Genomic DNA, 22,438 nt, shown 5'->3' with positions numbered 1-22,438 from the left:
ATCCGAGGCTCTTTTTTATCGTTGTTTTTGCCTTTCTTGTCTCTCCCAAAGCTTTAAATGAGGGTATGGATCAAAGGACCATTCCGTAAAGCCGTTGTCTTTATACATTCCATAGTGTAAATGGGGTGGGAATTTACCAGAAGTACCTGGCGGACCGTAGCCAGTACTCCCAACCCCGCCAATAATCTGTCCTGGTTTTACGGTTTGTCCAATCGTTAATCCTTTTGAAAATCCACTAAGGTGGGCGAAGTAATGGTACGTATTATTAATATCTCTTATTCCAATTCTCCATCCCCCGTAACGGTTCCACCCTTTCATTTCAATAATACCGTAGCAAGTTGAGCGGACAGGTACGCCATAATCAGCAAATATATCAGTTCCTTCATGAATGCGCCTTCCACCCCATCCACGAGCATCGCCCCATGTATTCCGATAGCTATAGTTAAAACGAAGTGGTAGTGGGAAAGATTTTTCATCTAGTGAAATACTTCCATATGTTTTATAAATTTTCGCTTTTCCCATTATAATACTGACAGTTTTATCACGTTTATAGATATTCCATAAACCAATTTTAAAATTATCTTCATCGATTCCGTATTGTAAAATTTGTTGGCTTATTGCCATAAGAATATCTTCATCATTCTCACGATCGGCTTTTCCGTCATTGTTTCCATCTTCTCCAATTCCATTAAAAAAAGCAATCGTATTAGGAGTTTGATCTTCTAAGTTAGGGTTTAACGCACCTGCCCATTCCTCTTTTGAAAAATAGATGGAAATAACCCCTTTAGGGTTTGGGATGTCTTTTCTTGAAAATCGCCAACTACGTTCATATTGATCTATCGCAGCTAAATAGTACCATGGAATTTGAGTAGCTGCTTCCATTTTTGTATAAAGTTCCATGCGAAGGCGATAACGATCAGCCTCACTTAATTCTTTTCCTTGAGCATGAAAAGGTCTTAAGGAGGAAAAGAGAAAGAGCATTACGATTAGATAAAGAACTTTTTTCAACACTTACCTCCTCCTTCATTAGCTTCCTAGCTTCTTCTCTTATTGTGTTACATGGATAGAAATTCATTTATATCAATAATTGGAAGCTGAAACCGAATGCTTGTTTTCGTTATTTCAGTATGATACAGTGTCAAAGAAGAACTTCGTAAATGGTTTAAAATACATAAATGTTTTCCTTCTATTTTTAGTGGTATCATTATGGAAGAATGGAGATGATTGTATGAGTAAGAAAGATGAATATTTACGTAAACCTGATTGGTTAAAAATAAAACTTAACACGAATGAAAACTATACAGGTCTTAAGAAAATGATGCGCGAGAAGAATTTGCATACGGTTTGTGAGGAAGCAAAATGTCCGAACATTCATGAGTGTTGGGGAACGAGACGAACAGCTACCTTTATGATTTTAGGTGATGTTTGTACACGTGCCTGTCGTTTCTGTGCAGTCAAAACGGGACTACCAACCGAGCTTGACTGGCAAGAGCCAGAGCGTGTTGCAGATTCTGTGGAATTAATGAACTTAAAACATGTTGTGGTAACAGCTGTTGCCCGAGATGATTTGAAAGATGGAGGATCCGAGGTGTTTGCTGAAACAGTTCGAGCTATTCGCCGTAAAAGCCCCTTCACAACCATTGAAGTATTACCTTCTGATATGGGTGGCCTTTATGAGAATGTTAAAACATTGATGGATGCCAAGCCAGATATCTTTAATCATAATATTGAAACGGTGGAGCGCCTAACTCCGAGAGTACGAGCAAGGGCAAAATATGACCGTTCCCTAGAAGTGCTTCGAATGGCAAAAGAACTTCAGCCAGACGTACCGACGAAGTCCAGTATTATGGTTGGACTAGGTGAAACAAAAGAAGAGATTATTCAAACAATGGATGACTTACGTGCAAACAATGTTGATATTATGGCAATTGGTCAGTATTTACAGCCATCTAAAAAACATTTGAAAGTGCAAAAATATTATTCACCAGATGAATTTGGAGAATTAAGAAAAATAGCTATGGAAAAAGGATTTAGCCATTGTGAGGCAGGTCCATTAGTGCGATCTTCTTACCACGCAGATGAACAAGTTAATGCAGCTGCAAAAGCGAAGCAAGAACTTGGCGAATCAGCTGTAGAAGCGTAATGAAAAAAGTTCAGTGATCGCTCACTGAACTTTTTTATTATCACTTTTTTTCTATCGATTCATGTTTTGCTTAGTGAAATCGTATCGTGCAGGTCCTTTTTCCTTATATTTCATGTCCGTAGACATTTCCTCGTTTGATGATTCAACATTCTGCCCTTGGGGAGAGCTTTCCAACATCAAGCGAATAACGTTATCTATTTGATCACTTGACTCTTCAGAATTTGAACTAAGCGGGGCTAAGTTCTCTACATCTCTCATAAGCATTTTATCATCGGTCACATAAACATGGTACCAACGGGGCAAAACGGATAAAGCTGTTTTCTTTACTTGGTCAGCAACTTCAAAGCGACCTTGCTCATCTACTTCGTTCGTTGTGTAGGAGACAAGAACCTCTTCATCTGTGACAAGCGCAGCACAGTCGTTTACTTTTGGAAGAGTAACACTCAACTCGCTAATAATATCCGCCATTTCTTTTCGATTAAGGGAATACATATTTTCCATAGAAATTTGACCATTTCCAGCTGGATTTTTTTGATGGCGAACATAGCCATATTTTGAGACAGTTCCCTCTGTTGATACATTTCCTTTTTTATTAAATAAATCATTTTTATTGGCAATATTAATAGTGTTTCCATCATCATTCACAATCATTTCATCACTGCCGTAACTATTTGCACAGGCTGATCCAATAAGGGAGAGGGATACTATACTGATTGTTACCGCGGATTTTCTCAATGTAACACCTCCTCATCCAATAGGATGACCATTGTTTTACTTTTTCTACTTAGTAATTAATGGGGAAAATGCGTTATAATCTAGAGAGGTCGTTAAGATTGAATAGGACGAAGAGAGGTGAAATTTGTGATCGACATAAATAAAACATCGTATGAAATCTTAAAGGAATATCGCGAAGGATTCAATGAAGAGGCATTCCGCGGGAGGTATAGCGACATTTTATCCAAGTATGATTACATTGTTGGTGACTGGGGATACGGTCAATTAAGATTAAAGGGCTTTTTTAATGATCAAAACCCTAAATCCTCATATGATAGTAAGATTTCCACTCTTGATGATTATTTATATGAATTTTGTAATTTTGGATGTGCTTATTTTGTGCTAAAAAAAACCAAAAATAAATAAGGTCCAACTTTGACCTTATTTATTTTCGTCTTCCTTTGGATTATCATGAGGAGGATGAGAACCATCCATTTCCCGTGGTAGTCCTTGATGAAGAGATTTAAATTCATAATTAAAAGCACTATAGTAACGTTGGCCGTTTTTCCAAGGGGTAGATTTATTTTGAACGGGAACATCTTTCCCTCTTGGACTGCCATATGGTCCTTCTGGCAGTTGTTCAGGAATTAAATTATTTTTCCCTGCTTCGACATTAGAAAAGTCGTGATAGTTTTCATCATCTAAATAAAAACTCATGCCATCCCTCCTTCTCCTTTAGTATGGAGGGTACGTTTAAAATCATACTATTAAACGATGTCGGTCAGAAAAGCACGAAGTTCATTTGCTTCTTCCTCAGAAACTTTATACACATTTTCTATATAACCTGGCTCATCTAGGTCATCATTCCCGATAATGGCAAAGCGTCCTCCTTGAATATCAAGGACAAGTTTTTTTCCGTAATAGCGTTCCGTTGTCATGATGGCAAGATCGTAGCGTTGGTACTCTCCCATAAAGCTTACAAAGCGCGTTTTTGTTTCTTCCATATCATCATACAAGAAAAATCGTTCAGTCATCTTCATCCTGCCTTTCGATAGATCAATTTATTTATTACATATTATCATATCAGAAAAAGCGGTGTGTGCATTTTTGTGATAAAATAAGAAATGACTTTTTCAAGGAAAGAAGGGGCATTTAAGTGTACTTTGTGGATAGAGAAAAAATTGAAGAAATGCTAACCTTTATGGATCATCAGCTAAAACATTTGCAACAACCATTTATGAAAGTAACACTCCTTGAGCAAGCGGCAATCGAGAGATGGGCTCATACCGTTATTGAGGCAATTTTAGATGTAGGTAATAGTATGATTGATGGTTTTATCATGCGTGATCCAGGAAGCTATGAGGACATAGTTGATATTTTAACAGATGAAAAAGTAATAACCGAAAAGATGTCAGTGGATTTAAAGAAAGTTATTTCATACCGTAAGATGCTTGTTCAACAATATACGGAGGTAGATCATTCGAAAATCTTAACTGATTTTCAAACCCATATGGAATCACTTTCTGCCTATTCAGCAAAGGTGCGCGAATATTTAACGAATGAGTTAGGACCAGTTTCTGCTTTTCGTAATTAGTGAGGAAAAACGCTTTCTTAATGAAAGCGTTTTTAATTTTATAAATCAGCATATTCTATATGTATGGAAACTTTGAGAGGAAGAGGAACATGAAACAATATAAAGGGTATTTAATTGATTTGGATGGAACTATGTATCGTGGAAAAGAAAAGATTGAAGAGGCGGGTGATTTTGTACATCGTTTAAAGAGTAAGGGAATTCCGTATTTATTTGTTACAAACAACTCTTCAAGAAGGCCAGATCAAGTAGCTGAAAAGCTTTGTAAGTTTGATATCCCTACCGATGAATCACAAGTATTTACTACTTCAATGGCAACTGCTCAGTATATTCAAGCAAGAAAAGCGGGGGCAACAGTATATATTATTGGGGAAGAGGGAATTCGTTCAGCTATTGAAGAAAAGGGTTTAATAATTAGTGAAGAAAATCCGGATTTCGTAGTCGTTGGAATGGACCGCGGTATTAGTTATGAAAAACTGGCACTTGCTTGTTTAGGTGTTCGAAATGGCGCTACATTTATTTCAACAAATGGAGATATTGCGATTCCAACAGAGCGTGGATTGTTACCAGGGAATGGTTCATTAACTTCTGTCGTGACGGTATCTACGCAAACACAGCCCATTTTTATTGGAAAACCAGAGCCGATCATTATGGAGCAAGCATTAAAGGTGCTAGGTGTTTCAAAAGAAGAGACGCTAATGGTAGGAGATAATTATGATACAGATATTTCAGCTGGAATCCGCTCAGGAATAGATACATTACTTGTTCATACAGGAGTCACGACAAAAGAAATATTAAAAGAAAAAACTACTCAACCAACGTATACCGTTCAATCACTAAGTGAATGGGAGGTTTGATGGTAGTAGGTTAGCATTGTCAACGGTCCCCTTAAGCATTTATTAAGGGGCCGTTATCAATGTTTTTCTTTCATCGGACCCTTGTTAGTTCTTTGGTAAATATACTGTAATCGTCTTTCCTTTTGTAACTTGGCTTTCAGAGATGCCACCATGAGCGAGGATAAAGACTATTTACAATCGTCATCCCTAGACCAGTACCAAATTCAGGCGAATAAGTCGTTGTACCTCTATAATATTTATGGTTGTTTGCTTTACAAGCTGCTTAGTTATAGGAGGAAAAAATGTACTAGCTGTATAGTGGAGATTAACTTCTTAAGGTTTGAAAATAGGCCTTCCCTCTTCAAAGAGGAATATAGGAAGAGAATTATAATGGTTATTTATTTTTATAAAGAGGTCATGACAGTAAAAAAATGAAAACCACGCTTTTGAGGAGGTGGTTTTCATTTTTACATTGTTATCAACTTATTCCACATTAGCGGCCCGATGAGCCAATCGTGAAGAAGCTGCAGCTGCAATTGCGCCAACGATATCATCTAAAAATGTATGGCATTGTTTTAAAGATTTATCATTAAGCCTATCTAAAATACCTGGTTTCTCCTTATCAATATAGCCATAGTTCGTGAAACCGATGGAGCCATACACATTGACAATTGAAAAGGCTAATATTTCATCTACACCGTATAAGCCCTCATCCACAGAAATAATGGATTGTAACGGTTCTTCTAATAAGCCTTGCTCTGTTAAGCGATCAAGTTGAATTCCGGTTAAAATTGCATTTTGAACTTCTCTTTTAGATAGGACGCGTTCAACGTTATGAACACATTCTTCCATTTTTAAATTAGGATGATATTTTTTTTGAAGAAACATCACTAAATCCGCGATATCATCAATTTCTACTCCTCTTTCGTGTAGCCACTTTCTAGCGGTTTCTTCTGATAGATGCATTTTACTTTCTTTCATGATTGTCACCTTTTCTTTTTTTATTGGTTTTATGATTAAATACATAAAGTAATCAATGTTTATGAAGTGCTTAAAATTGTATATTCCCTTTTTTCCCTACAACGAATCGATTTATTCACGTTGTTAGTTAAGCTTTGTAAGTTTACAACATATAGATATGTAGTAAGAGAAGTAAAAAGGGGATGATGGGTTGCAAGAGGTTTTGGAATATTATTTTGGAATTAATGCCAGTAAAATTATGGATCATGAACGGTATGAGCGTTACGTAAAAGATGGTGTAGTATATTCTATTGTAAATGTGACAAATGTGGAACAAGAATACTTAGTGGAGTTATATCAAATGTCTGAGCATTTAAAAGAACGTGGCGACCGATATGTTTCCTCGTTTATAAAGGCGAATGAAGGCAAATTTTTAATTACTCATGAAGGGAAGGACTTTGTGGTCGTACAAAATCAGCAGCTACCTCCTCCTCGAGAAAAAAAGTTGGGTAGAAAATTAGCAAAGTTTCATCAACGGGGGCGATTAATTCCTGAAAAAATTGTCTATAGTAGCCGTGTTGGGGAATGGAAAAGCTTATGGGAAAAACGTCTAGATCAAATGGAAAAAGCTTGTTATGAGATGGTGCGACGTGAGCCAAATGACCATTTTGAACGGATGTTAATCGATGCGTTTCCTTACTATATGGGGCTTGCTGAAAATGGAATTCAATATTTAGTGGATACAGAGTTAGATGATGAACCATTACAAGATGATGCGGGTACCGTTTGTCATGAACGATTTTTAAATTCAACATGGGGGACGGATCAGTGGATACGCTTTCCATTCGATTGGGTATTCGACCATTGTAGCCGCGATATTGCAGATTGGATACGTGGTCAATATTTAAGCCGAAATCGAACATTTGGACCAGATGTACAGAAATTTATACAAGAATACCAAACAATTTCGAGGTTATCGCCTTTCGCGTTTCGCTTAACTTACGCAAGGCTCATCTTCCCACTTCACTTTTTTGAATGTGTAGAAGATTATTTTATCACCCGATCAGAACAACGAATGAAACTGTTAGAAGAAAAGCTTGAAAGATATTTAAGGTTTTCTAGTGACTATGAACGTTTTTTAGGTAGTTTCTATGAAATATGTCAAATTTCTTCTAGGGCTCAATCTATTCCTAGGATAGAGTGGCTGTCTATGTAGGTCAAAATGCTGTCATTACATCCATGGATTGTTGAATAAAAAGAACAAGGGAACGCATAGTTCGTACCTTCCCTTGTTCTATAGTATCCATATTTTAAGGTAAACTACTTCATAAATGATAATATCTTTTCTTTCAAACCACCAATACTTGTATATATAATATAAGTCTCAGAACTTGTATGTATAACTACTCTATCAGTGTTTCCATAAGGATAACCAAATCGCAAAGCTGATTTTTCCTCACCACTATAAGTATCATCATATTGTACTTCTGTAATATCAGATAATGGTATTTCTATTTTACTTAAATTCCATTTAATCTGTAAGTGTTCATCTTTCTTTGTTACCTTCACTTCGAACATACCTATCACTCCAATCTTTATATGTAAACATACGTCATTAACTGTAAAAAAGCTTCAATTTTTACTATAAATTCATTTAGGTATAGGTCATTTATAGGATACTGTCTAGAAAATATTGCGTCATTTATATCATTAATGTTTATAATCGGCTGTTTGGTGTAGCATCTAGCTTATACAACGAATGCTTGAATCTATAGCGTCCAAGCTTTTCTCTCTTTGCAAAACGTCAATTGTGTGTACATAGGGAATAAACTTTATACATTTCTGAACGAATATTATAATCTAACCACGACGTAGCTAGTTAAAAAGAAGACCTTAACGAGAATTGTGCTTCATTAGCGAGTAATTAACGTCTTTCATGGAAAGGGTATTTCACTTTTCTTGCTTTACTTCATGTTGGGTTGTAAAATGCAGAAAAAAGGGAAAGGAGGTTAGGGAGTGAAGCCATTTGTATATATCACTAGGAAACTTCCAGAAGAAATTATCCAACCGCTTCAAGATAATTTTGATGTAGAGATGTGGTACAAAGAAGACGAACCTGTACCTCGTGAAGTGTTACTTAATAAAGTTGAAAAAGCTAGTGCTTTGTTAACCATGTTATCTGAAAAGGTGGATAGCGAGCTTCTGGAGCGGGGAAAGCAACTAAAAATTATAGCGAACATGGCGGTTGGCTACGACAATATTGATTTAAATGTTGCTGAAGAAAAAGGGGTTTTAATAACCAATACACCAGACGTTTTAACAGAAACAACAGCAGATTTAGCTTTTTCGCTTATATTAATGACAGCACGAAGAACCATTGAAGCAGCTTCGATGATTCAAGATGGAAAATGGACGAGTTGGGCACCACGTTTATTAGCAGGCGTCGACGTTCATCATAAAACAATCGGAATTTACGGTATGGGGAAGATTGGCCAAGCTGTTGCTCATCGAGCGAGAGGGTTCCACATGAGGGTTCTCTATCATAATCGAAAACGGTTAATAAAGGTGGAACAGGATTTAGGGGCCACGTATGTTTCATTCCAGCAACTACTGTCCCAGTCTGATTTTGTAGTGTGTTTAGCACCACTTACTGCAGAGACAAAGGGTATATTTGGCATTCAAGAATTTAAACAAATGAAGAGTAGTGGCATATTTATTAATGCGGCAAGAGGGGCTATTGTAAAAGAGGTTGATCTGATTGAAGCTCTTAAACAGAGAGAGATTGCTGGAGCAGGATTAGATGTATTTGAAAAAGAACCGATTGATAGTGATAATCAATTGTTAACGTTTCCGAACGTTGTGTCACTTCCACATATAGGTAGTGCAACAGAGGAGACAAGGAGAAAAATGATGAGCCTATGTGTTCAAAATATTGAAGCCGTACTGACGGGGAATAAGCCTATAACATTAGTTCGTTAAAAAAAGACGTGCAAATGCACGTCTAACTGATAAAATTAAAAAACTTGTTCTACTTCAACAACGCCAGGAACTTCTTCAAGTAAAGCTCGTTCAATTCCCGCTTTTAACGTGATGGTTGAGCTTGGACAGCTACCGCATGCCCCTAGTAAACGTAGCTTTACAATACCGTCTTCAATATCAACAAGCTCGCAATCTCCGCCATCGCGCAGTAGAAATGGACGTAATTTATCTAATACTTCGGAAACTTGCTCTTTCATTTCTTGTTCAGCCATGTTAATCGACTCCTTTCCTTCCTTTCTTTATTATAATAATTATTGAGAAAAAAATCTATTGTTGAGAAACAATTTCGTTTGGTCAAAGGAAAATTGACTGTTAAAAAACAATTTTTTCAATGAGCAACTAAAAGAAGTTAGGTTGTAAGACAGTAAAACATGAGTTTAACACTTATCCGTTTTTTTCTTATAAAATTTTCGGTACAATAAAAGAAAATACAATAGGAGAGAGTCCTAATGAATAAACAAGTAGTAATTGAAGTATATGGTGCTGAACAAATCTGTGCAAGTTGTGTGAATATGCCATCCTCTAAAGAAACAATGGATTGGTTACAAGCTGCAATTTCTAGAAAGTATCCTCAACAACCTTTTACAATCGACTACATTGATATATATAATCCTCCTGAGCATGAAGAGAAAAAAGTGTTTGCTCAAAGAGTTATTGAGGAAGATCTTTTTTATCCAGTCGTGTTAGTAGAAGGGAAAATTGTAGGTGAAGGAAATCCAAGGTTGAAGGCGATATACAGTGAACTGGAGCAATTTGGTTACCAACCTAAATAGTGAATTAGCATAGGCTAAAAACGCCTCCACCTACAATATCGTTTTTCAAGTAGTTTAAATACCTTCTGTTTTAGGAGGAGTTAGATTTTGGAGAAATGAATTGACGAATAGGATGAACCTCTTATTCGTCAATTCTCTTTTTTTCTAGGCCAGTTGATGAACCCCTTCAATTAATAAATAGTAGACCTTTCTATTTGGACGAATCTATTACTTCTTTCGTATAAGCAGGGTTATTGGTGATCAAACCATCAACTTTTAAAGTAAGCATTTTGGGCGTTAACTCTTTCTCATCGTCTGGGTAAAAAAATACGTGAATTTCCATTCTAGCATTATGAACCATGCTGACTATGTCGTCATCAATAAACTGAGCATTAGGCCCAACAGCATAAGCGAATTCTTTTATGTTGTTTAAGGTATCTAAATTTAACTCCTGTATTTCTTCATTATTTAATAAACGAACAAGCGGAATACGTTTGTTTATGGAATGGATTTTCTCTAAACTCTTTTCATTAAAAGATTGAACAACCACTTTTTTTCTATCAATAAGATCGTATTTGGATAGTAGATCAACTAGCTTTTGTTCCATTACTAGGGGGTCGTTTGGATCTGTTTTAGTTTCAATATAATAGTTTGTCGATGTACCAAACTCTTCGATAATCTCTTCAATGGTTACAATTTTCTGCCCCTTACCTGCATCTAATTCTTTCAATTCAGCTAAAGTAAGGTCGCTGACCCTATCTGTACCGTTAGTTGTTCTTTCAACAGTCTCATCATGTATAGCCACTAACTCACCATCTTTAGATTGCCTTAAATCAATCTCGATGAAATCTGCTTTATCTTTTATGGCTCTTTCATAAGATAATAAAGTGTGCTCAGGTTCTAGTTCAGAAGCTCCTCTGTGTGCAATTGTTAAAGGTTGAATTTCTCTAGTTTTTTCAATATCTTTAGTGTTAGAAGAGGCCGTTGTTGAACAACTAATTAGACTAACACATAGGCTTATTAAAAGTATATTTAAATAATTTTTCATCCTATTAATCTAGCATACTAAAAGATTTACAACAAGATTATCATAGTGGAATGTTTAACCAATAAAAAAAGACGTGTAAAACTGATAACAGTTCACACATCGTGGACATTCTTGTATGAGAAAATAAATCAAAATGTAATGACAATAAATATAGAATGATTTTTATCCGTTGTGATATTTATACATCCATAAGATTCCTGACTTTAGCAAACGCGCAACACGGCCTGTAATTGCACGTTCATTAACTAGACCAAATCCGTGCTTTTTCCCAAGTGATCCTAAGATACCTTTAAGTTTAATAGTGGGCATCTTTTCAGGGAGCTTTTGATTATTCCAACGTTTTAGCAATACATCGACAATTTGTTCAGCCTGTCCTTCGGCCAATTGTGCACTAGGAGCGTGTGGTAAAGCAGCGCAATCTCCAACTACATAAACATTTTCATCTTTCGGAAGGTTGTGATACTTTGTGAGCACGACGCGACCTGAACGATCTTTTTCCACATCCATCTCTCGGACAATTTTATTTGGCTGTATTCCAGCTGTCCAAACGATAATGTCACACTGAATGGCTTTGTCATGATTATAAAGAATATTTTTCTCTACTTTTGTAATGTTGGCTTCGTTTATAACTTCAACATTGTTTCCTTCAAACCACCCTTGTACGTACCGGCTTAGGCGTTCAGGAAAAGCGGATAAAATACGGGTACCACGATCAAATAATTTAATGTTTAAATCTGAACGACTTTCACGTAATTCACTAGCTAGCTCAATTCCACTTAGGCCAGCGCCTACGATTCCGACGACGGATCCTGCTGGAAGATTGGATATAGATTCATAAGTGACTCTCGACTTTTCAATAGATTGAATGCTCGATGTGTTTTCGGCTGCACCTGGTACGTTATGAAATTTATCCTCACACCCTAAGCCGATGATTAAGTCATCGTATATAAGCGGCTCTTCATCTTTTAAGAAAACTGTTTTTAACTTATGGTCAATGGATTGAACCTCAGCATATTTAATGTTTAAACGAGAATGCTCTGGAAATGCTACGCGAACTTGTTGGTCAGAGATTGTTCCTGCTGCTAGAGCATAATACTCAGTTTTTAAACAATGATATGGGACGCGATCGACTAAAGTAATCGTTACATCTTCAGGCAGTTGATTTGGTAATAAGCGCATGAGTACTTTCATATTGCCATATCCACCACCAAGTAGCACTAAATGTTTCATGAAAAATTTCCCCTTTAAATTAGCCTTATACTTTGAAGAATAGTAATATTTTGAAAGTAAGCATTTTCAATATGATGAATAAATAAGGTGATAATATGTGAAATAAAATAAATATCATCTAAAAGTATATCGAAATAACTCGATTTTCACAATAAAATCTAGAGAAAAACTTCACAATCTGTTATACCAATTAAAATTTATTCGTTTTTTATGTTTTAGTTGGTTTGCGTGTATATAGATAATCATTAGCCTCACGAAAAATAGTCACAAGTTCTCTTTCATTGACGATAATAATAAAACGAGGTAGCATTATGTTGAGTAAAGAGGTGATCAAGATGAAGCCAATTATCGAATTTTGCATAAGTAATTTAGCAAATGGCTCCCAAAAAGCGCTTGAAATTTTAGATAGAGATCCCAATTTGGATATAGTTGAATACGGCTGTCTCGGTTATTGTGGAAAATGTTCACAATCCTTGTTTGCTCTTGTGAACGGTGAGGTTGTCATAGGTGATACACCTGATAATCTTGTAGATAACATCTATCAATACCTAGAAGATAATCCAATGTTTTAAGACGAGCGAGAAATTGCTCGTTTTTTTATTCGGGAAATATCCCCTTATTAGAATATCAAGTGTTAATCAACCACAATGGAACTCTTTGCTGCTTTATATTCTTGACGAGCTAGATACCAACCTTCACGGGCCATTTCGATTATTTTTCTTTCTTGCGATTGAGTCTTTGTCTCAATGACCTTCCTATAATATAGGATAGCGTCTTTATGATTATCTAAACGCCGATAACATTCACCAATAAGGTATAAAAGGCGAACTTCGTTCATCTTTAATTGAGAAAAATGATCCAATTGATAAGTATTTACATAATACTTAAGTGCATGACTTAAACAATACTTTTCCTCTTCTTCATTTTGTAATAAGCGATATAACCAAGCCATCCTTAAATATAATCCTCCAATGATAATATTCTGCTCTTTTTTTATTAACGCACAATGGATGGCTCGTTTATAGGATTCAAAGGCAATTTCTATTGTCCGTATGTCTCCAAAAGTTGATTCCTCCCCTGGTTTCATGTGGGCCAACAGTTTTTCCTTTACTTTAGGTGGAAAATAAGCAGAGAATTCTTCAGAATAGGAAAATCCGCAGTTTGGACAAACATGAACATAATAGAGAAGTGGAGATAAGTGAATATCCTGATATAATGGCATAAAGTCGGTATCTATACCGAAAAATGTAACGAAACGACTGCGTAAACGCATTGTGTTATAAGCATGATGGCATAAAGGACAAGTAGTATTTTTATTGAAATAAGGAGATGTATAGGTCATAGGTAATATAATTTATATGTATTCCCTTCTATTTGTTAGTTTTATTTTACTATAAAATATATAGTCTCTGGGGTCTTTTTACCTTAATTTCTACTATTTTGAGGAAAAGTCATGTCTGTTGAGCATTCATTGCATAGAGTATATACTAGGACTAATACGTTGATTGTAGGTGGAGGTGTAAATAATGAGTGAAGTTGTTTATATTACAGAAGCTGCTTCCTATCAGGTGAAAGATATGATGAAGCAAAATGAAGAGGAAGGAGCCTATCTCCGTGTAGCTGTGAAAGGTGGAGGATGTAGTGGCCTTTCATATGGTATGGGATTTGAACATGAGGTTTCTAAAGAGGATGTACAACTAGAGCAACACGGAATCAAAATTATTGTGGATAAAAGCAGTGCCGCTATTCTAAACGGGACGAAAATCGACTATAAACAATCCATGATGGGCGGCGGGTTTACAATTGATAATCCTAATGCCATTGCGTCATGCGGTTGCGGTTCGTCCTTCAAAACAGCAACAAATGCTGGTACGCCAGAGGATTGTTAAGGTTTTGAATATTTGTTCGGGGTTATGGATTACAGTGTAATTTTGAGTGTGCACAAGCATGAAAATGTATAATAACAACCCTATAAGTACCAAATTAAGGTTGTGAATTACATGCCTTCTCGTAGTTAATGTTGAAAAACATAAACTATTTGAGGAGGTTTTTTTATGACTTTAAACAAGAGAAACAAGCAGAAACCTGCAGGAAGGATGTCTAATCAAAAAATTATTCGAAAGTGAAAACCGAAAGGCAGGGCGTTGCTCGTTGGAAAATCCAAGTAATACTCGAAGAAACAAGCCGAAGAAATGAATGGAATAAGTAAGTCAACGTTAATAAGAGTGAAAAGAAGGCTGTCAGGTTAATGATAGCCTGCTCTTTTGACACGAGGCTCGATATATCCGACACCTCCCTTGGCGCATCAATCTTATGAGCACAAATTTAAAACTTGAGGTGTTAGATGAAAAAAGAACGCCGTTAAGCGTCTTTAAATTCCTAGAAGTTGCTTTTTCTTCGTGTTGAATTCTTCCTCACTAATAATGCCGGAGTCTCTAAGTTCAGCAAAGCGCTTTATCTTGCTGGCTGTGTCAAGAGGTGTGGCGGCTGAAGCTGCCGATTTACCTTTGCCGATATTATTAAGCACATGATTGATAAACCCTGCGATATCTCCTACGTTAATCTATTTCATTTTTACTGTATTGCCTGAAGAACAGAAAGTGATAGAATGCCCCATCATTCCCTTCCTCATTTCAATGCTGCTAACGTTTTCATAAGGGAAAATATCAGTGTTATAGCCGAATGTCTTCTTATCATAGAAAAAGATGCGTTTGTCAGTTGCAACATAACGCCGGTGCGTACGGTGTCCCAGTATTTCTGTTTCGTAGCCGCATAGAACTGAATAAGAAATTTTTTGCCAGCGTCCAAGTGCTCTTGTGCTAATTTAATAAATTTATCTATTATTTCCATAAGATAAACTCCTAGTTATGTAATTATTCAACATTAAATAATAATCTAATAGTTTATAGGTATAATATAGTAGTCCTTGCGAAACAGAATACGACGGTACAAACGTAACCCTTGTTATTACTGTACGGATAACACTAGAAAACTGTCATTTTCAGCTTTGTAAATAAATATCCGCCACCCCAATTTTACCGAGTCAGGGTTGCGGATAGCGCCTTCCTTAGCGTGTTTTTTACATAAGGACCGTTTAGGAGGTTTTTTTAGTTTGGATTGTAATGGTATTTATTCACGATGAGGTCGAGTAAATGAACGAACAATCTAGTGAAGTGTTCGGCGAATAATAGGAATTACCTGCGGTAAGTCGCAAGACGTTATGATAGACATAAGGTCATAAGTACCACACGTTAACCCCTTGGATTCATTCTGAACCTTCATGTTGTGATAGTTTGCAGACGTAGAGCACGAATTTCTGTCAGCAAGTAAATATTTACTGAAAAATTACAAGTCAACGAACTCATTATTATAAAAAGTATTACCTACAGAACAGTTATCTCTATCGCGGAAATAAAGATTAATAATCAACTCTTTATGCTTGTCCGTTTCAAATAATACTTCGAAGTGACGAGTAGCATCGGAATCAAACGTTGCACGAGTTCCTGGAGGGATGGTGAGCGTTTCTGTTTTTATTAATTCTGGTTCCATTGTATCTTCCCAATCAAAAGCGTAAGCTGTCACTTTAATGGTTTTGTTACTACGGTTTAAAATTTCAGCGTGACTATTATCTGCTCCTACTTCTCTATATAAGACACCACTAGTTCTTTTTTTTGTCTTATTGTGCCCCATTAATACACCACCTTTCATATTTCGATATATTATCGTATGAAGAATAAGCTATTAATGTGCTAGTTTCATCTATCATTTAACGGAAGTATTGTGATAAGAATATCGAGATTTTGATTGCAAAAATTTGGTGAAGTGGGAAAGGAAGTATCAATAAAATTGAAATGGGTAATTCATTTTCACGAAGAAAGCCAAAACAACATCCAATGATCATACTCTCATAAATGATTCTACTTGATACGTATTTCTCATCGGATTATGAAATTCTATTTTTGTAATACCTAGACGTTACTTTCTACACGCACCCGAATATAAAAGTGAAAGGGCTAAAAAATTCCACTGACTATATACCCAATATTCAAAACGTTAACTATATTGTTTGAACTTTCACAAGTATATTATTTTCACATAATTTACCAAAGAATTGAGCTGAAATATACAATAAGAAAAACTAGTACTGTGATATACTAATATAATAGTTTAATAGGGTATCTCCAATAACAAAACCAAAGAGAAGCCTGCTTTAATGCGGGGTTCTTCTCTTTTTGACCATAAAATGAATTGGAAAGGGATGAACTGTGATGATCAAAAGCCTAAGATGGCCATTGTGGTTACTAATTATGGCCCTCTTTAGCGGAGTACTTTTTTTAGTAAATCAATTACTAAGTAGCGGGACATATGCAGAAGAAAAGGTTGAGAGAAAGGACTGGAGCAAGTACCCTGGTTTAGCGTTAGAGACGAGGACGAAAAAAACAGAATATTATACCTTTTCTATTAGCCTACCTATGTTGGACAATAAGGAAATGAATAAGATAATTCAAAAGTGGGCTGCGGAGAAAAAAGAGTTTTTCCTTAGCAAGGTAGAGGAGAATAAAGACCAGATACATAAAGATAATCCTGCCTCTTTGTCAATAGAAGTAGATACAATTCAATTAGATGATGAAATGTATAGTTTAGTCTTCTCTAGTCATCTTGACTCAGGTGGTGCGAACGGGAAACAATATAAGAAAACCTTTAATATTAATGTATCGACCCATGATATTATAGGACTTGATGATGTTATTAAGGATAAAGAAAGCATTGAGGAAATGCGAAAGCTTGTCCAAAATGAGATGGAAAAAAATAAGGATTTATTTGCAAAGGTAGATAAAAATTTGTTAGAAAAGAGCTTAGCGAACCCACAAGATTGGAAATGGTCCATGGACTCGGATCAGTTTCATGTGTATTTTGATGAATCTGAAATATCAAAAGGGGATTTAGGTTCTGTAACGGTGGATATTTCAATGGATGAGGTCGAGCCTTTACTGCAATTACAGACAGAAGGTGAGCAAGAAAAAATAATACCACTGGACCCTAACGGGAAGTATGTTGCACTCACGTTCGATGATGGGCCGAATAAAAACGTTACACCACAAGTATTACAAATATTAAAAGAATTTGATGCAAAAGCTACCTTCTTCATGTTAGGAATACAAGTAGAGCGCTATCCTGAGCTTGCGCGAAAAGTGGCAAATGAGGGTCATGAAGTCGCTAATCATGGGTATGATCATCATGATCTAACACAACTAAACAAACAGCAAATTAAGTCGCAAATAGTAAAGACAAAGGAATTGATTAAAGAGGTCACGGGACAAGTACCATCCTTATTGAGACCACCATATGGGGCGTTTGATCATAAAGTGGAAGCCATAGCTTCATTAACAAGCTCTCCTCTAGTTTTATGGTCTGTTGACTCGTTAGATTGGAAAAGAAAAGGTTCTCAAACTGTGAGCAATATTGTCCAACAAGAAACAAACCCTAATTCCATTATATTACTCCACGATATTCATTCTACATCAGCTGAAGCACTTCCCACTATCTTATCTAAGTTAAAGGAAGACGGGTACCAGTTTGTAACTGTATCACAATTATTAACGTTAGAAGAATTTGATATGGATAATCCTGTGTATGGAGCAGTGAGATAATAGTTTTCTAGATAAATAGGTTGATAACCGTATACAATAGGTTGTGAAATAATAGACAAAGCAGGAGTGTCCGTAGTGACCTCCTGCCTTTTAAATAGTTATGGTATTTTCTAATAGGAATGATTAACTGTTAAAGAGAGAGGTGCTGTGAAGTGGTTGTACTCGAGCCTTTGGGTCCATGAATGCTTTTGCATTGTTTACAGCAGTAGGTGCCTCGCCAAATCCACTAGCAATTAATTTGACTTTTCCATCATACGTGCAAATATCACCTGCGGCATAGATTCCCTCAATATTTGTTTCCATTCGCGAATTGACGACAATCGAATTCTTTTCAATTTCTAGACCCCAATCTTTAATAGGGCCCAACGATGATAGAAAACCAAAGTTTACAATGAGTGAATCAAAATCAATCGTTTCCTTATTGATGCCTTTTACTTCATCCAGGACAATCTTCTGCGCAATTTCGCCATTTCCAACAAGTTCTACAGGTACAAACGGTGTTTTAATCTCGACAGTTGATTGGAATAAGTTCTCAACACTATGCTCATGTGCACGAAACTTATCGCGCCTGTGGACAAGTGAAACTTTTTCGGCTATTGGTTCGAGCATTAAGGCCCAATCAACGGCAGAATCTCCACCACCACATACTACAACCTTTTGATTGCGGAATTGTTCAAGGTTATCAATAAAATAATGGACGTTTTTCCCTTCATATTGTCGTGCATTATCTAACTGCAATCGTCTAGGCTGAAAAGCGCCATTTCCAGCGGTAATAATAATGGTCTTACTATAATGAACTTCTTCGTTCGTTGTAAGCTTAAAGGTACCGTCTGATTGTTTCTCTACTGTTTCAACTGCTTGTCCTAAACAAATTGTTTGCTCAAACTGATTCATTTGTTCTTTTAAATTATCAACGAGTTCTTGGGCCTTCACTTTCGGAAAGCCGGCAACATCATAAATGTATTTTTCAGGGTATAAGGTAGCGAGTTGCCCCCCCAGCTGTGGTAAGCTCTCAATTATTTTTACACTTGCTTGCCTCATTCCACCATAGAAAGCAGTGAATAAGCCGGTAGGTCCCCCACCAATGATAGTAATGTCGTATATTTTTTGATCTTCTTTCATTCAATCTCCCCCTATGGACAAACAATTTTCTCTCCCCTTATATTACCACAAGGAAAGCAAGTTCCCCATGAAAGAGAGTGTATTTTTTAAATTTTCTTAAGTTTTATTATTTCCTATATTAATCTTGAAAATACAGGGTAAAAAGAATAATATGTAATGTAGGCATAATGTTAAGATTTTATGACATTTTTCGGCCCCTTTTCTATAGGTTCGTGAAATGCGTCACAAAATATTCTTTTCGTTACTTATAAATAAAACTGGCTTTTGCGGTGAAGCTACTAAAAAACATCGTAAAATCAACTAAAGGTGGATGTGATACAGGTGAGAAAGCCAAGAATTGTTGTTTTAGGAGCAGGATACGGCGGGCTAATGACGGTTACTCGTCTTCAAAAGCAAATCTCAGGTGAAGCAGAAATCATTTTAATTAATAAAAATGATTATCATTATGAAACGACTTGGTTGCATGAAGCTTCAGCAGGGACAATGCATCACGATAAAGTACGTTACGACATTAAGAGTGTAATTAATCGTAGCAAAGTTCATTTCATGGAAACAACTGTTGAAGATATTAAAACAGATGAAAATAAAGTCATTACGACTGATGGTGAAGTTGAATATGACTACTTAGTTATTGCCTTAGGCGCTGAACCGGAAACGTTTGGTATTAAAGGATTAAAAGAATACGCTTTTTCTATTACAAGCATTCGTTCAGCTCGTCATATTCGTGAGCATCTTGATTACCAATTTGCGACATATAGTCAAGAACAAGAGAAAAAAGATGAGCGTTTAACGATTGTAGTAGGGGGAGCAGGATTTACTGGTATTGAATTCTTAGGTGAGCTAGGAAATAGAATTCCTGAGCTATGCCATGAATACGACATCGACCCTAGCAAAGTCCGTATAGTATGTGTTGAAGCTGCTCCAATGATTCTTCCAGGTTTCGACCCTGAGCTTGTAAAATATGCTCGTGCTAAACTGGAGAAAAAAGGTGTAGAGTTCCGAATCGGTACACCAATTAAAGAAGCAACTGAAGATGGTATTTTCATTGCAATAAATGAAGAGGAAGTAGAAGAAATTAAGGCATCAACCGTTGTTTGGGCAGCAGGTGTTCGAGGCAGTAACCTTATTGAAAAAGCTGGGTTTGAAAACATGCGCGCTCGTGTAAAAGTTGAAAAAGATTTACGTGCTCCTGGTCACGATAATGTTTTCATAGTGGGAGATTGCTCGCTTATGATTAACGAAGAAATCAATCGTCCATATCCTCCAACAGCTCAAATTGCGATGCAGCAAGGTGAAGTATGTGCTCGTAATATTGCGGCTCTTGTGAAAGGGAAACACGATTTAGAAACATTTGTACCAGACTTGAAGGGAACTGTATGTTCTCTTGGAGAAGATGATGCGATTGGACTAGTATTCGGTAAAAAGCTAATGGGTTCTTCAGCTGCTTTCATGAAAAAGGTCATTGATAATCGTGCGTTATACATGATCGGTGGCGCTAGTCTCGTATTCAAAAAAGGAAAGTTTAAATTCTTTTAATAGAGATTTTAAAAAAAGGACGAGTATTCCCTCGTCCTTTTTTGTTTTTTGAATTAAGTTTAGCTAATACGAAGAAAAGCCTATTCCTCTTTGAATGCTTCTGATTCTGTGACCATTATTGTATTTTCGTCTGTGTAATGAGGTGGATAATTCCCCAATCGTTTGTCTTACTCATCTATGTTATTCTCATTGATGCAGGAGTACTTGTGCTAACCATTTCTGTCAGTGAAATTCCTCTATACTCGGAGAAATATTTTGTTTTTGAAGTAATCTATCTTTATTCTTTTTAATGGTTGTATAATCGTAATTCTCCAGTTTTTCCTACCTTTTGTGTTGTTGTAGACAGTTATTTCACAACTTCTAAAAATCGACGTTTTCAAGATAATATAGTGAATCGAAGAGAGTTTTATATCATGTTGGTATAATAGAAATAGTAAAAAAACTTTAGGAGTGGTAAGGAGTGTCTAAAGGTAAAGTATGGATGTGTGTAGCGGGATTAGTTGTTAATCAACAAGGGAAGTGGCTATTAGTAAAAAAGAAGTACGGTGGTTTAAAGGGGAAATGGAGTTTACCCGCTGGATTTGTACAAGCGGGAGAAACAGCTGATGAAGCGGCTGTCCGTGAAACAAAGGAAGAGACAGGCATTGATGCAAAAGTTCAAGGGTTGATTGGACTTAGAACGGGTGTGATTCGTGAGGAAGTGAGCGATAATATGCTGATTTTCTCATTAAAACCTAGGGAAAACCAGCCAATTCAAATACAAGAACAAGAAATTATGGAAGCTGCTTGGCTTGATCCGAAGGAAATAGCTTTTCAAGATTCCTCAGTGATGCTCTTTGAAATGCTGAAACAACATTGGGAGGATTATAAACAGAAGATTGACGGAATTGATCCAGGAGAAGTATTCGGTTATACCACTTACCGCCTATTTTTGTAATTTTTTAAAAAAGGAGTATGGACGAGATAATAATAGAAAAAGGAGGATGTATCCGTTTACATATTGTTAATTGGCCGATTTTGAATCTTTTCTTATTACAGGAATGATGATATATTATCAGAAAATTAAGAATAATTCTCTTAAGGAAGGGGAAAACAAAATGGCAAAGCATATTTCATCACAAACGAAGAAATGCCAGTATTGTTCAGGGAAAGGTTATTTTCAACTCATTCTTGGTGGTTCTGAAACATGTCCATGTTGTGGGGGAAGCGGCAAAAATAAATAAGGCTATGAAACAAAGGAAGACTGAACTTTGTATTAAGTTCAGTCTTCCTTTGTTAATGTTCAAGTTAAAGCTTATGAAGTGATGTATTATTGTTTCCACTTAAGTCCCTCCTAATTGACGGAACTTGTACATTTGAGTACACTAAATCATAGTGTAAGTAGGAGGTGTGCTTAGTGAACATTGCTCAGTTTATTATTTCTATTTTAATCTTTTTTGTTCTCTTTTTTAGCATTGGGTTTATTCTTAATATGCTTTTACGAATGACATGGGTTATGGCAATTATTTACCCAATCGTGACGATTTTCATTATTGATGATATTCGTTTTATTCAGTATTTTAGAGAACCTGGTAGTTCTTTTTCCGCTCTTGGGGAAAAATTAACAAATTTAGTAATGGTCGATGTCGTCATCTTATTAAGTGGTTTAGCAGGTGCGATTGTGTCAGGTATTGCTATTCGAGTGCTGCGAAAGAAAGGATATCGAATGTTTTAAACTGCCATACGAAATGGCAGTTTTTTTGTTGGAATAAACACTTTTTCGTCTTTTTCTTCGATTTGCGCATAATTTTCACTCCCATAGGAAAGTATGATACTT

27 protein-coding genes and 1 pseudogene are annotated in these 22,438 nt (G+C 36.2%); 14 read left to right on the top strand and 14 right to left on the bottom strand.

Annotated elements, in window-relative coordinates; translation table 11 throughout:
• Positions 1-15: 15 nt before the first annotated feature.
• Positions 16-981 carry a M23 family metallopeptidase gene (locus tag WAK64_RS12350; protein WP_419465943.1) on the bottom strand — a complete coding sequence of 322 codons (966 nt, stop codon included), beginning with the start codon at positions 979-981 and terminating at the stop codon, positions 16-18.
• A gap of 247 nt (positions 982-1,228) precedes the next feature.
• Between WAK64_RS12350 and lipA the strand changes: the two genes are divergently transcribed.
• Positions 1,229-2,143: a lipoyl synthase gene (gene lipA, locus WAK64_RS12345; protein WP_336587281.1), complete on the top strand. Its 915-nt coding sequence runs from the start codon at positions 1,229-1,231 to the stop codon at positions 2,141-2,143.
• A 51-nt stretch (positions 2,144-2,194) separates the two neighbouring features.
• Here lipA and WAK64_RS12340 read toward each other — a convergent pair whose 3' ends face one another.
• Entirely contained in the window at positions 2,195-2,878 is a 684-nt protein-coding gene (locus WAK64_RS12340) for a YhcN/YlaJ family sporulation lipoprotein (protein WP_336587280.1), read from the bottom strand.
• A gap of 126 nt (positions 2,879-3,004) precedes the next feature.
• Here WAK64_RS12340 and WAK64_RS12335 point away from each other — a divergent pair, with 126 nt between their 5' ends.
• Positions 3,005-3,283 (top strand): YutD family protein, encoded by a 279-nt coding sequence (locus WAK64_RS12335; RefSeq protein ID WP_336587347.1) that lies wholly within the window; start codon positions 3,005-3,007, stop codon positions 3,281-3,283.
• Positions 3,284-3,298: 15 nt separating this feature from the next.
• On the opposite strand, the gene WAK64_RS12330 is transcribed toward WAK64_RS12335, so the two are convergent.
• Together WAK64_RS12330 and WAK64_RS12325 are read right to left on the bottom strand one after the other, a co-directional pair.
• A complete protein-coding gene (locus WAK64_RS12330) occupies positions 3,299-3,574 on the bottom strand; it encodes a cytosolic protein (RefSeq protein ID WP_336587279.1) in 276 nt (91 codons plus the stop codon).
• Between the two features lie 50 nt (positions 3,575-3,624).
• Positions 3,625-3,891, bottom strand: a complete 267-nt coding sequence (locus WAK64_RS12325) for a DUF3055 domain-containing protein (RefSeq protein ID WP_336587278.1) — start codon at positions 3,889-3,891, stop codon at positions 3,625-3,627.
• A 122-nt stretch (positions 3,892-4,013) separates the two neighbouring features.
• Between WAK64_RS12325 and WAK64_RS12320 the strand changes: the two genes are divergently transcribed.
• Positions 4,014-4,451 (top strand): DUF86 domain-containing protein, encoded by a 438-nt coding sequence (locus WAK64_RS12320; protein ID WP_336587277.1) that lies wholly within the window; start codon positions 4,014-4,016, stop codon positions 4,449-4,451.
• Positions 4,452-4,540: 89 nt separating this feature from the next.
• On the top strand, positions 4,541-5,305 hold the full coding sequence (locus WAK64_RS12315; RefSeq protein ID WP_336587276.1) for a TIGR01457 family HAD-type hydrolase: 765 nt from the start codon (positions 4,541-4,543) through the stop codon (positions 5,303-5,305).
• A 462-nt stretch (positions 5,306-5,767) separates the two neighbouring features.
• Here WAK64_RS12315 and WAK64_RS12310 read toward each other — a convergent pair whose 3' ends face one another.
• On the bottom strand, positions 5,768-6,265 hold the full coding sequence (locus WAK64_RS12310; protein ID WP_336587275.1) for a phosphatidylglycerophosphatase A family protein: 498 nt from the start codon (positions 6,263-6,265) through the stop codon (positions 5,768-5,770).
• Positions 6,266-6,455: 190 nt separating this feature from the next.
• Between WAK64_RS12310 and yutH the strand changes: the two genes are divergently transcribed.
• Complete coding sequence (gene yutH, locus WAK64_RS12305) at positions 6,456-7,460, top strand: spore coat putative kinase YutH (RefSeq protein ID WP_336587274.1); 1,005 nt, start codon at positions 6,456-6,458, stop codon at positions 7,458-7,460.
• A gap of 104 nt (positions 7,461-7,564) precedes the next feature.
• On the opposite strand, the gene WAK64_RS12300 is transcribed toward yutH, so the two are convergent.
• Entirely contained in the window at positions 7,565-7,822 is a 258-nt protein-coding gene (locus WAK64_RS12300) for a SunI/YnzG family protein (RefSeq protein WP_336587273.1), read from the bottom strand.
• Positions 7,823-8,260: 438 nt separating this feature from the next.
• Between WAK64_RS12300 and WAK64_RS12295 the strand changes: the two genes are divergently transcribed.
• A complete protein-coding gene (locus tag WAK64_RS12295; protein ID WP_336587272.1) occupies positions 8,261-9,223 on the top strand; it encodes a 2-hydroxyacid dehydrogenase in 963 nt (320 codons plus the stop codon).
• Positions 9,224-9,258: 35 nt separating this feature from the next.
• Here the strand turns inward: WAK64_RS12295 and WAK64_RS12290 are convergent.
• Positions 9,259-9,581, bottom strand: a pseudogene (locus WAK64_RS12290) (NifU family protein).
• A gap of 151 nt (positions 9,582-9,732) precedes the next feature.
• Here WAK64_RS12290 and WAK64_RS12285 point away from each other — a divergent pair.
• Positions 9,733-10,056, top strand: a complete 324-nt coding sequence (locus WAK64_RS12285) for a YuzD family protein (RefSeq protein ID WP_336587270.1) — start codon at positions 9,733-9,735, stop codon at positions 10,054-10,056.
• A 190-nt stretch (positions 10,057-10,246) separates the two neighbouring features.
• On the opposite strand, the gene WAK64_RS12280 is transcribed toward WAK64_RS12285, so the two are convergent.
• Both WAK64_RS12280 and WAK64_RS12275 read right to left on the bottom strand, forming a co-directional pair.
• The gene (locus tag WAK64_RS12280) at positions 10,247-11,083 is read right to left on the bottom strand and encodes a glycerophosphodiester phosphodiesterase family protein (protein ID WP_336587269.1); all 837 of its coding nucleotides are present in this window, start codon (positions 11,081-11,083) and stop codon (positions 10,247-10,249) included.
• A 162-nt stretch (positions 11,084-11,245) separates the two neighbouring features.
• Complete coding sequence (locus tag WAK64_RS12275; RefSeq protein ID WP_336587268.1) at positions 11,246-12,313, bottom strand: NAD(P)/FAD-dependent oxidoreductase; 1,068 nt, start codon at positions 12,311-12,313, stop codon at positions 11,246-11,248.
• Between the two features lie 335 nt (positions 12,314-12,648).
• Here WAK64_RS12275 and WAK64_RS12270 point away from each other — a divergent pair, with 335 nt between their 5' ends.
• On the top strand, positions 12,649-12,885 hold the full coding sequence (locus WAK64_RS12270; RefSeq protein WP_336587267.1) for a YuzB family protein: 237 nt from the start codon (positions 12,649-12,651) through the stop codon (positions 12,883-12,885).
• A 62-nt stretch (positions 12,886-12,947) separates the two neighbouring features.
• Here WAK64_RS12270 and WAK64_RS12265 read toward each other — a convergent pair whose 3' ends face one another.
• Positions 12,948-13,655, bottom strand: coding sequence for a DUF2225 domain-containing protein (locus WAK64_RS12265; protein ID WP_336587266.1), 708 nt, complete (start codon positions 13,653-13,655; stop codon positions 12,948-12,950).
• A gap of 184 nt (positions 13,656-13,839) precedes the next feature.
• On the opposite strand from WAK64_RS12265, the gene WAK64_RS12260 reads away from it, so the two are divergent.
• Complete coding sequence (locus tag WAK64_RS12260) at positions 13,840-14,202, top strand: HesB/IscA family protein (RefSeq protein WP_336587265.1); 363 nt, start codon at positions 13,840-13,842, stop codon at positions 14,200-14,202.
• A gap of 482 nt (positions 14,203-14,684) precedes the next feature.
• On the opposite strand, the gene WAK64_RS12255 is transcribed toward WAK64_RS12260, so the two are convergent.
• From WAK64_RS12255 to WAK64_RS12245, 3 genes are all read right to left on the bottom strand, one after another.
• Entirely contained in the window at positions 14,685-14,840 is a 156-nt protein-coding gene (locus WAK64_RS12255) for an SHOCT domain-containing protein (protein ID WP_336587264.1), read from the bottom strand.
• A 36-nt stretch (positions 14,841-14,876) separates the two neighbouring features.
• Positions 14,877-15,065 carry a PH domain-containing protein gene (locus WAK64_RS12250; protein ID WP_336587346.1) on the bottom strand — a complete coding sequence of 63 codons (189 nt, stop codon included), beginning with the start codon at positions 15,063-15,065 and terminating at the stop codon, positions 14,877-14,879.
• A 593-nt stretch (positions 15,066-15,658) separates the two neighbouring features.
• A complete protein-coding gene (locus WAK64_RS12245) occupies positions 15,659-16,003 on the bottom strand; it encodes a hypothetical protein (protein WP_336587263.1) in 345 nt (114 codons plus the stop codon).
• 578 nt (positions 16,004-16,581) lie between these two features.
• Between WAK64_RS12245 and WAK64_RS12240 the strand changes: the two genes are divergently transcribed.
• A complete protein-coding gene (locus WAK64_RS12240; protein ID WP_336587262.1) occupies positions 16,582-17,964 on the top strand; it encodes a polysaccharide deacetylase family protein in 1,383 nt (460 codons plus the stop codon).
• A 123-nt stretch (positions 17,965-18,087) separates the two neighbouring features.
• Here WAK64_RS12240 and WAK64_RS12235 read toward each other — a convergent pair whose 3' ends face one another.
• Positions 18,088-19,086, bottom strand: a complete 999-nt coding sequence (locus tag WAK64_RS12235) for an NAD(P)/FAD-dependent oxidoreductase (RefSeq protein ID WP_336587261.1) — start codon at positions 19,084-19,086, stop codon at positions 18,088-18,090.
• Between the two features lie 321 nt (positions 19,087-19,407).
• Here WAK64_RS12235 and WAK64_RS12230 point away from each other — a divergent pair, with 321 nt between their 5' ends.
• From WAK64_RS12230 to WAK64_RS12215, 4 genes are all read left to right on the top strand, one after another.
• Complete coding sequence (locus WAK64_RS12230) at positions 19,408-20,622, top strand: NAD(P)/FAD-dependent oxidoreductase (protein ID WP_336587260.1); 1,215 nt, start codon at positions 19,408-19,410, stop codon at positions 20,620-20,622.
• A gap of 481 nt (positions 20,623-21,103) precedes the next feature.
• The gene (locus WAK64_RS12225; protein WP_336587345.1) at positions 21,104-21,559 is read left to right on the top strand and encodes an NUDIX hydrolase; all 456 of its coding nucleotides are present in this window, start codon (positions 21,104-21,106) and stop codon (positions 21,557-21,559) included.
• 160 nt (positions 21,560-21,719) lie between these two features.
• On the top strand, positions 21,720-21,845 hold the full coding sequence (locus WAK64_RS12220; RefSeq protein ID WP_336587259.1) for a YuiA family protein: 126 nt from the start codon (positions 21,720-21,722) through the stop codon (positions 21,843-21,845).
• Positions 21,846-22,018: 173 nt separating this feature from the next.
• Positions 22,019-22,336 (top strand): YuiB family protein, encoded by a 318-nt coding sequence (locus WAK64_RS12215; protein WP_336587258.1) that lies wholly within the window; start codon positions 22,019-22,021, stop codon positions 22,334-22,336.
• The last annotated feature ends 102 nt before the right edge of the window (positions 22,337-22,438 follow it).

Source organism: Bacillus spongiae (assembly GCF_037120725.1).
GTDB lineage: Bacteria > Bacillota > Bacilli > Bacillales > Bacillaceae_K > Bacillus_CI > Bacillus_CI spongiae.
Note: the sequence above shows the minus strand (reverse complement) of the source record. Positions and strands in the feature narration are given on the sequence as shown.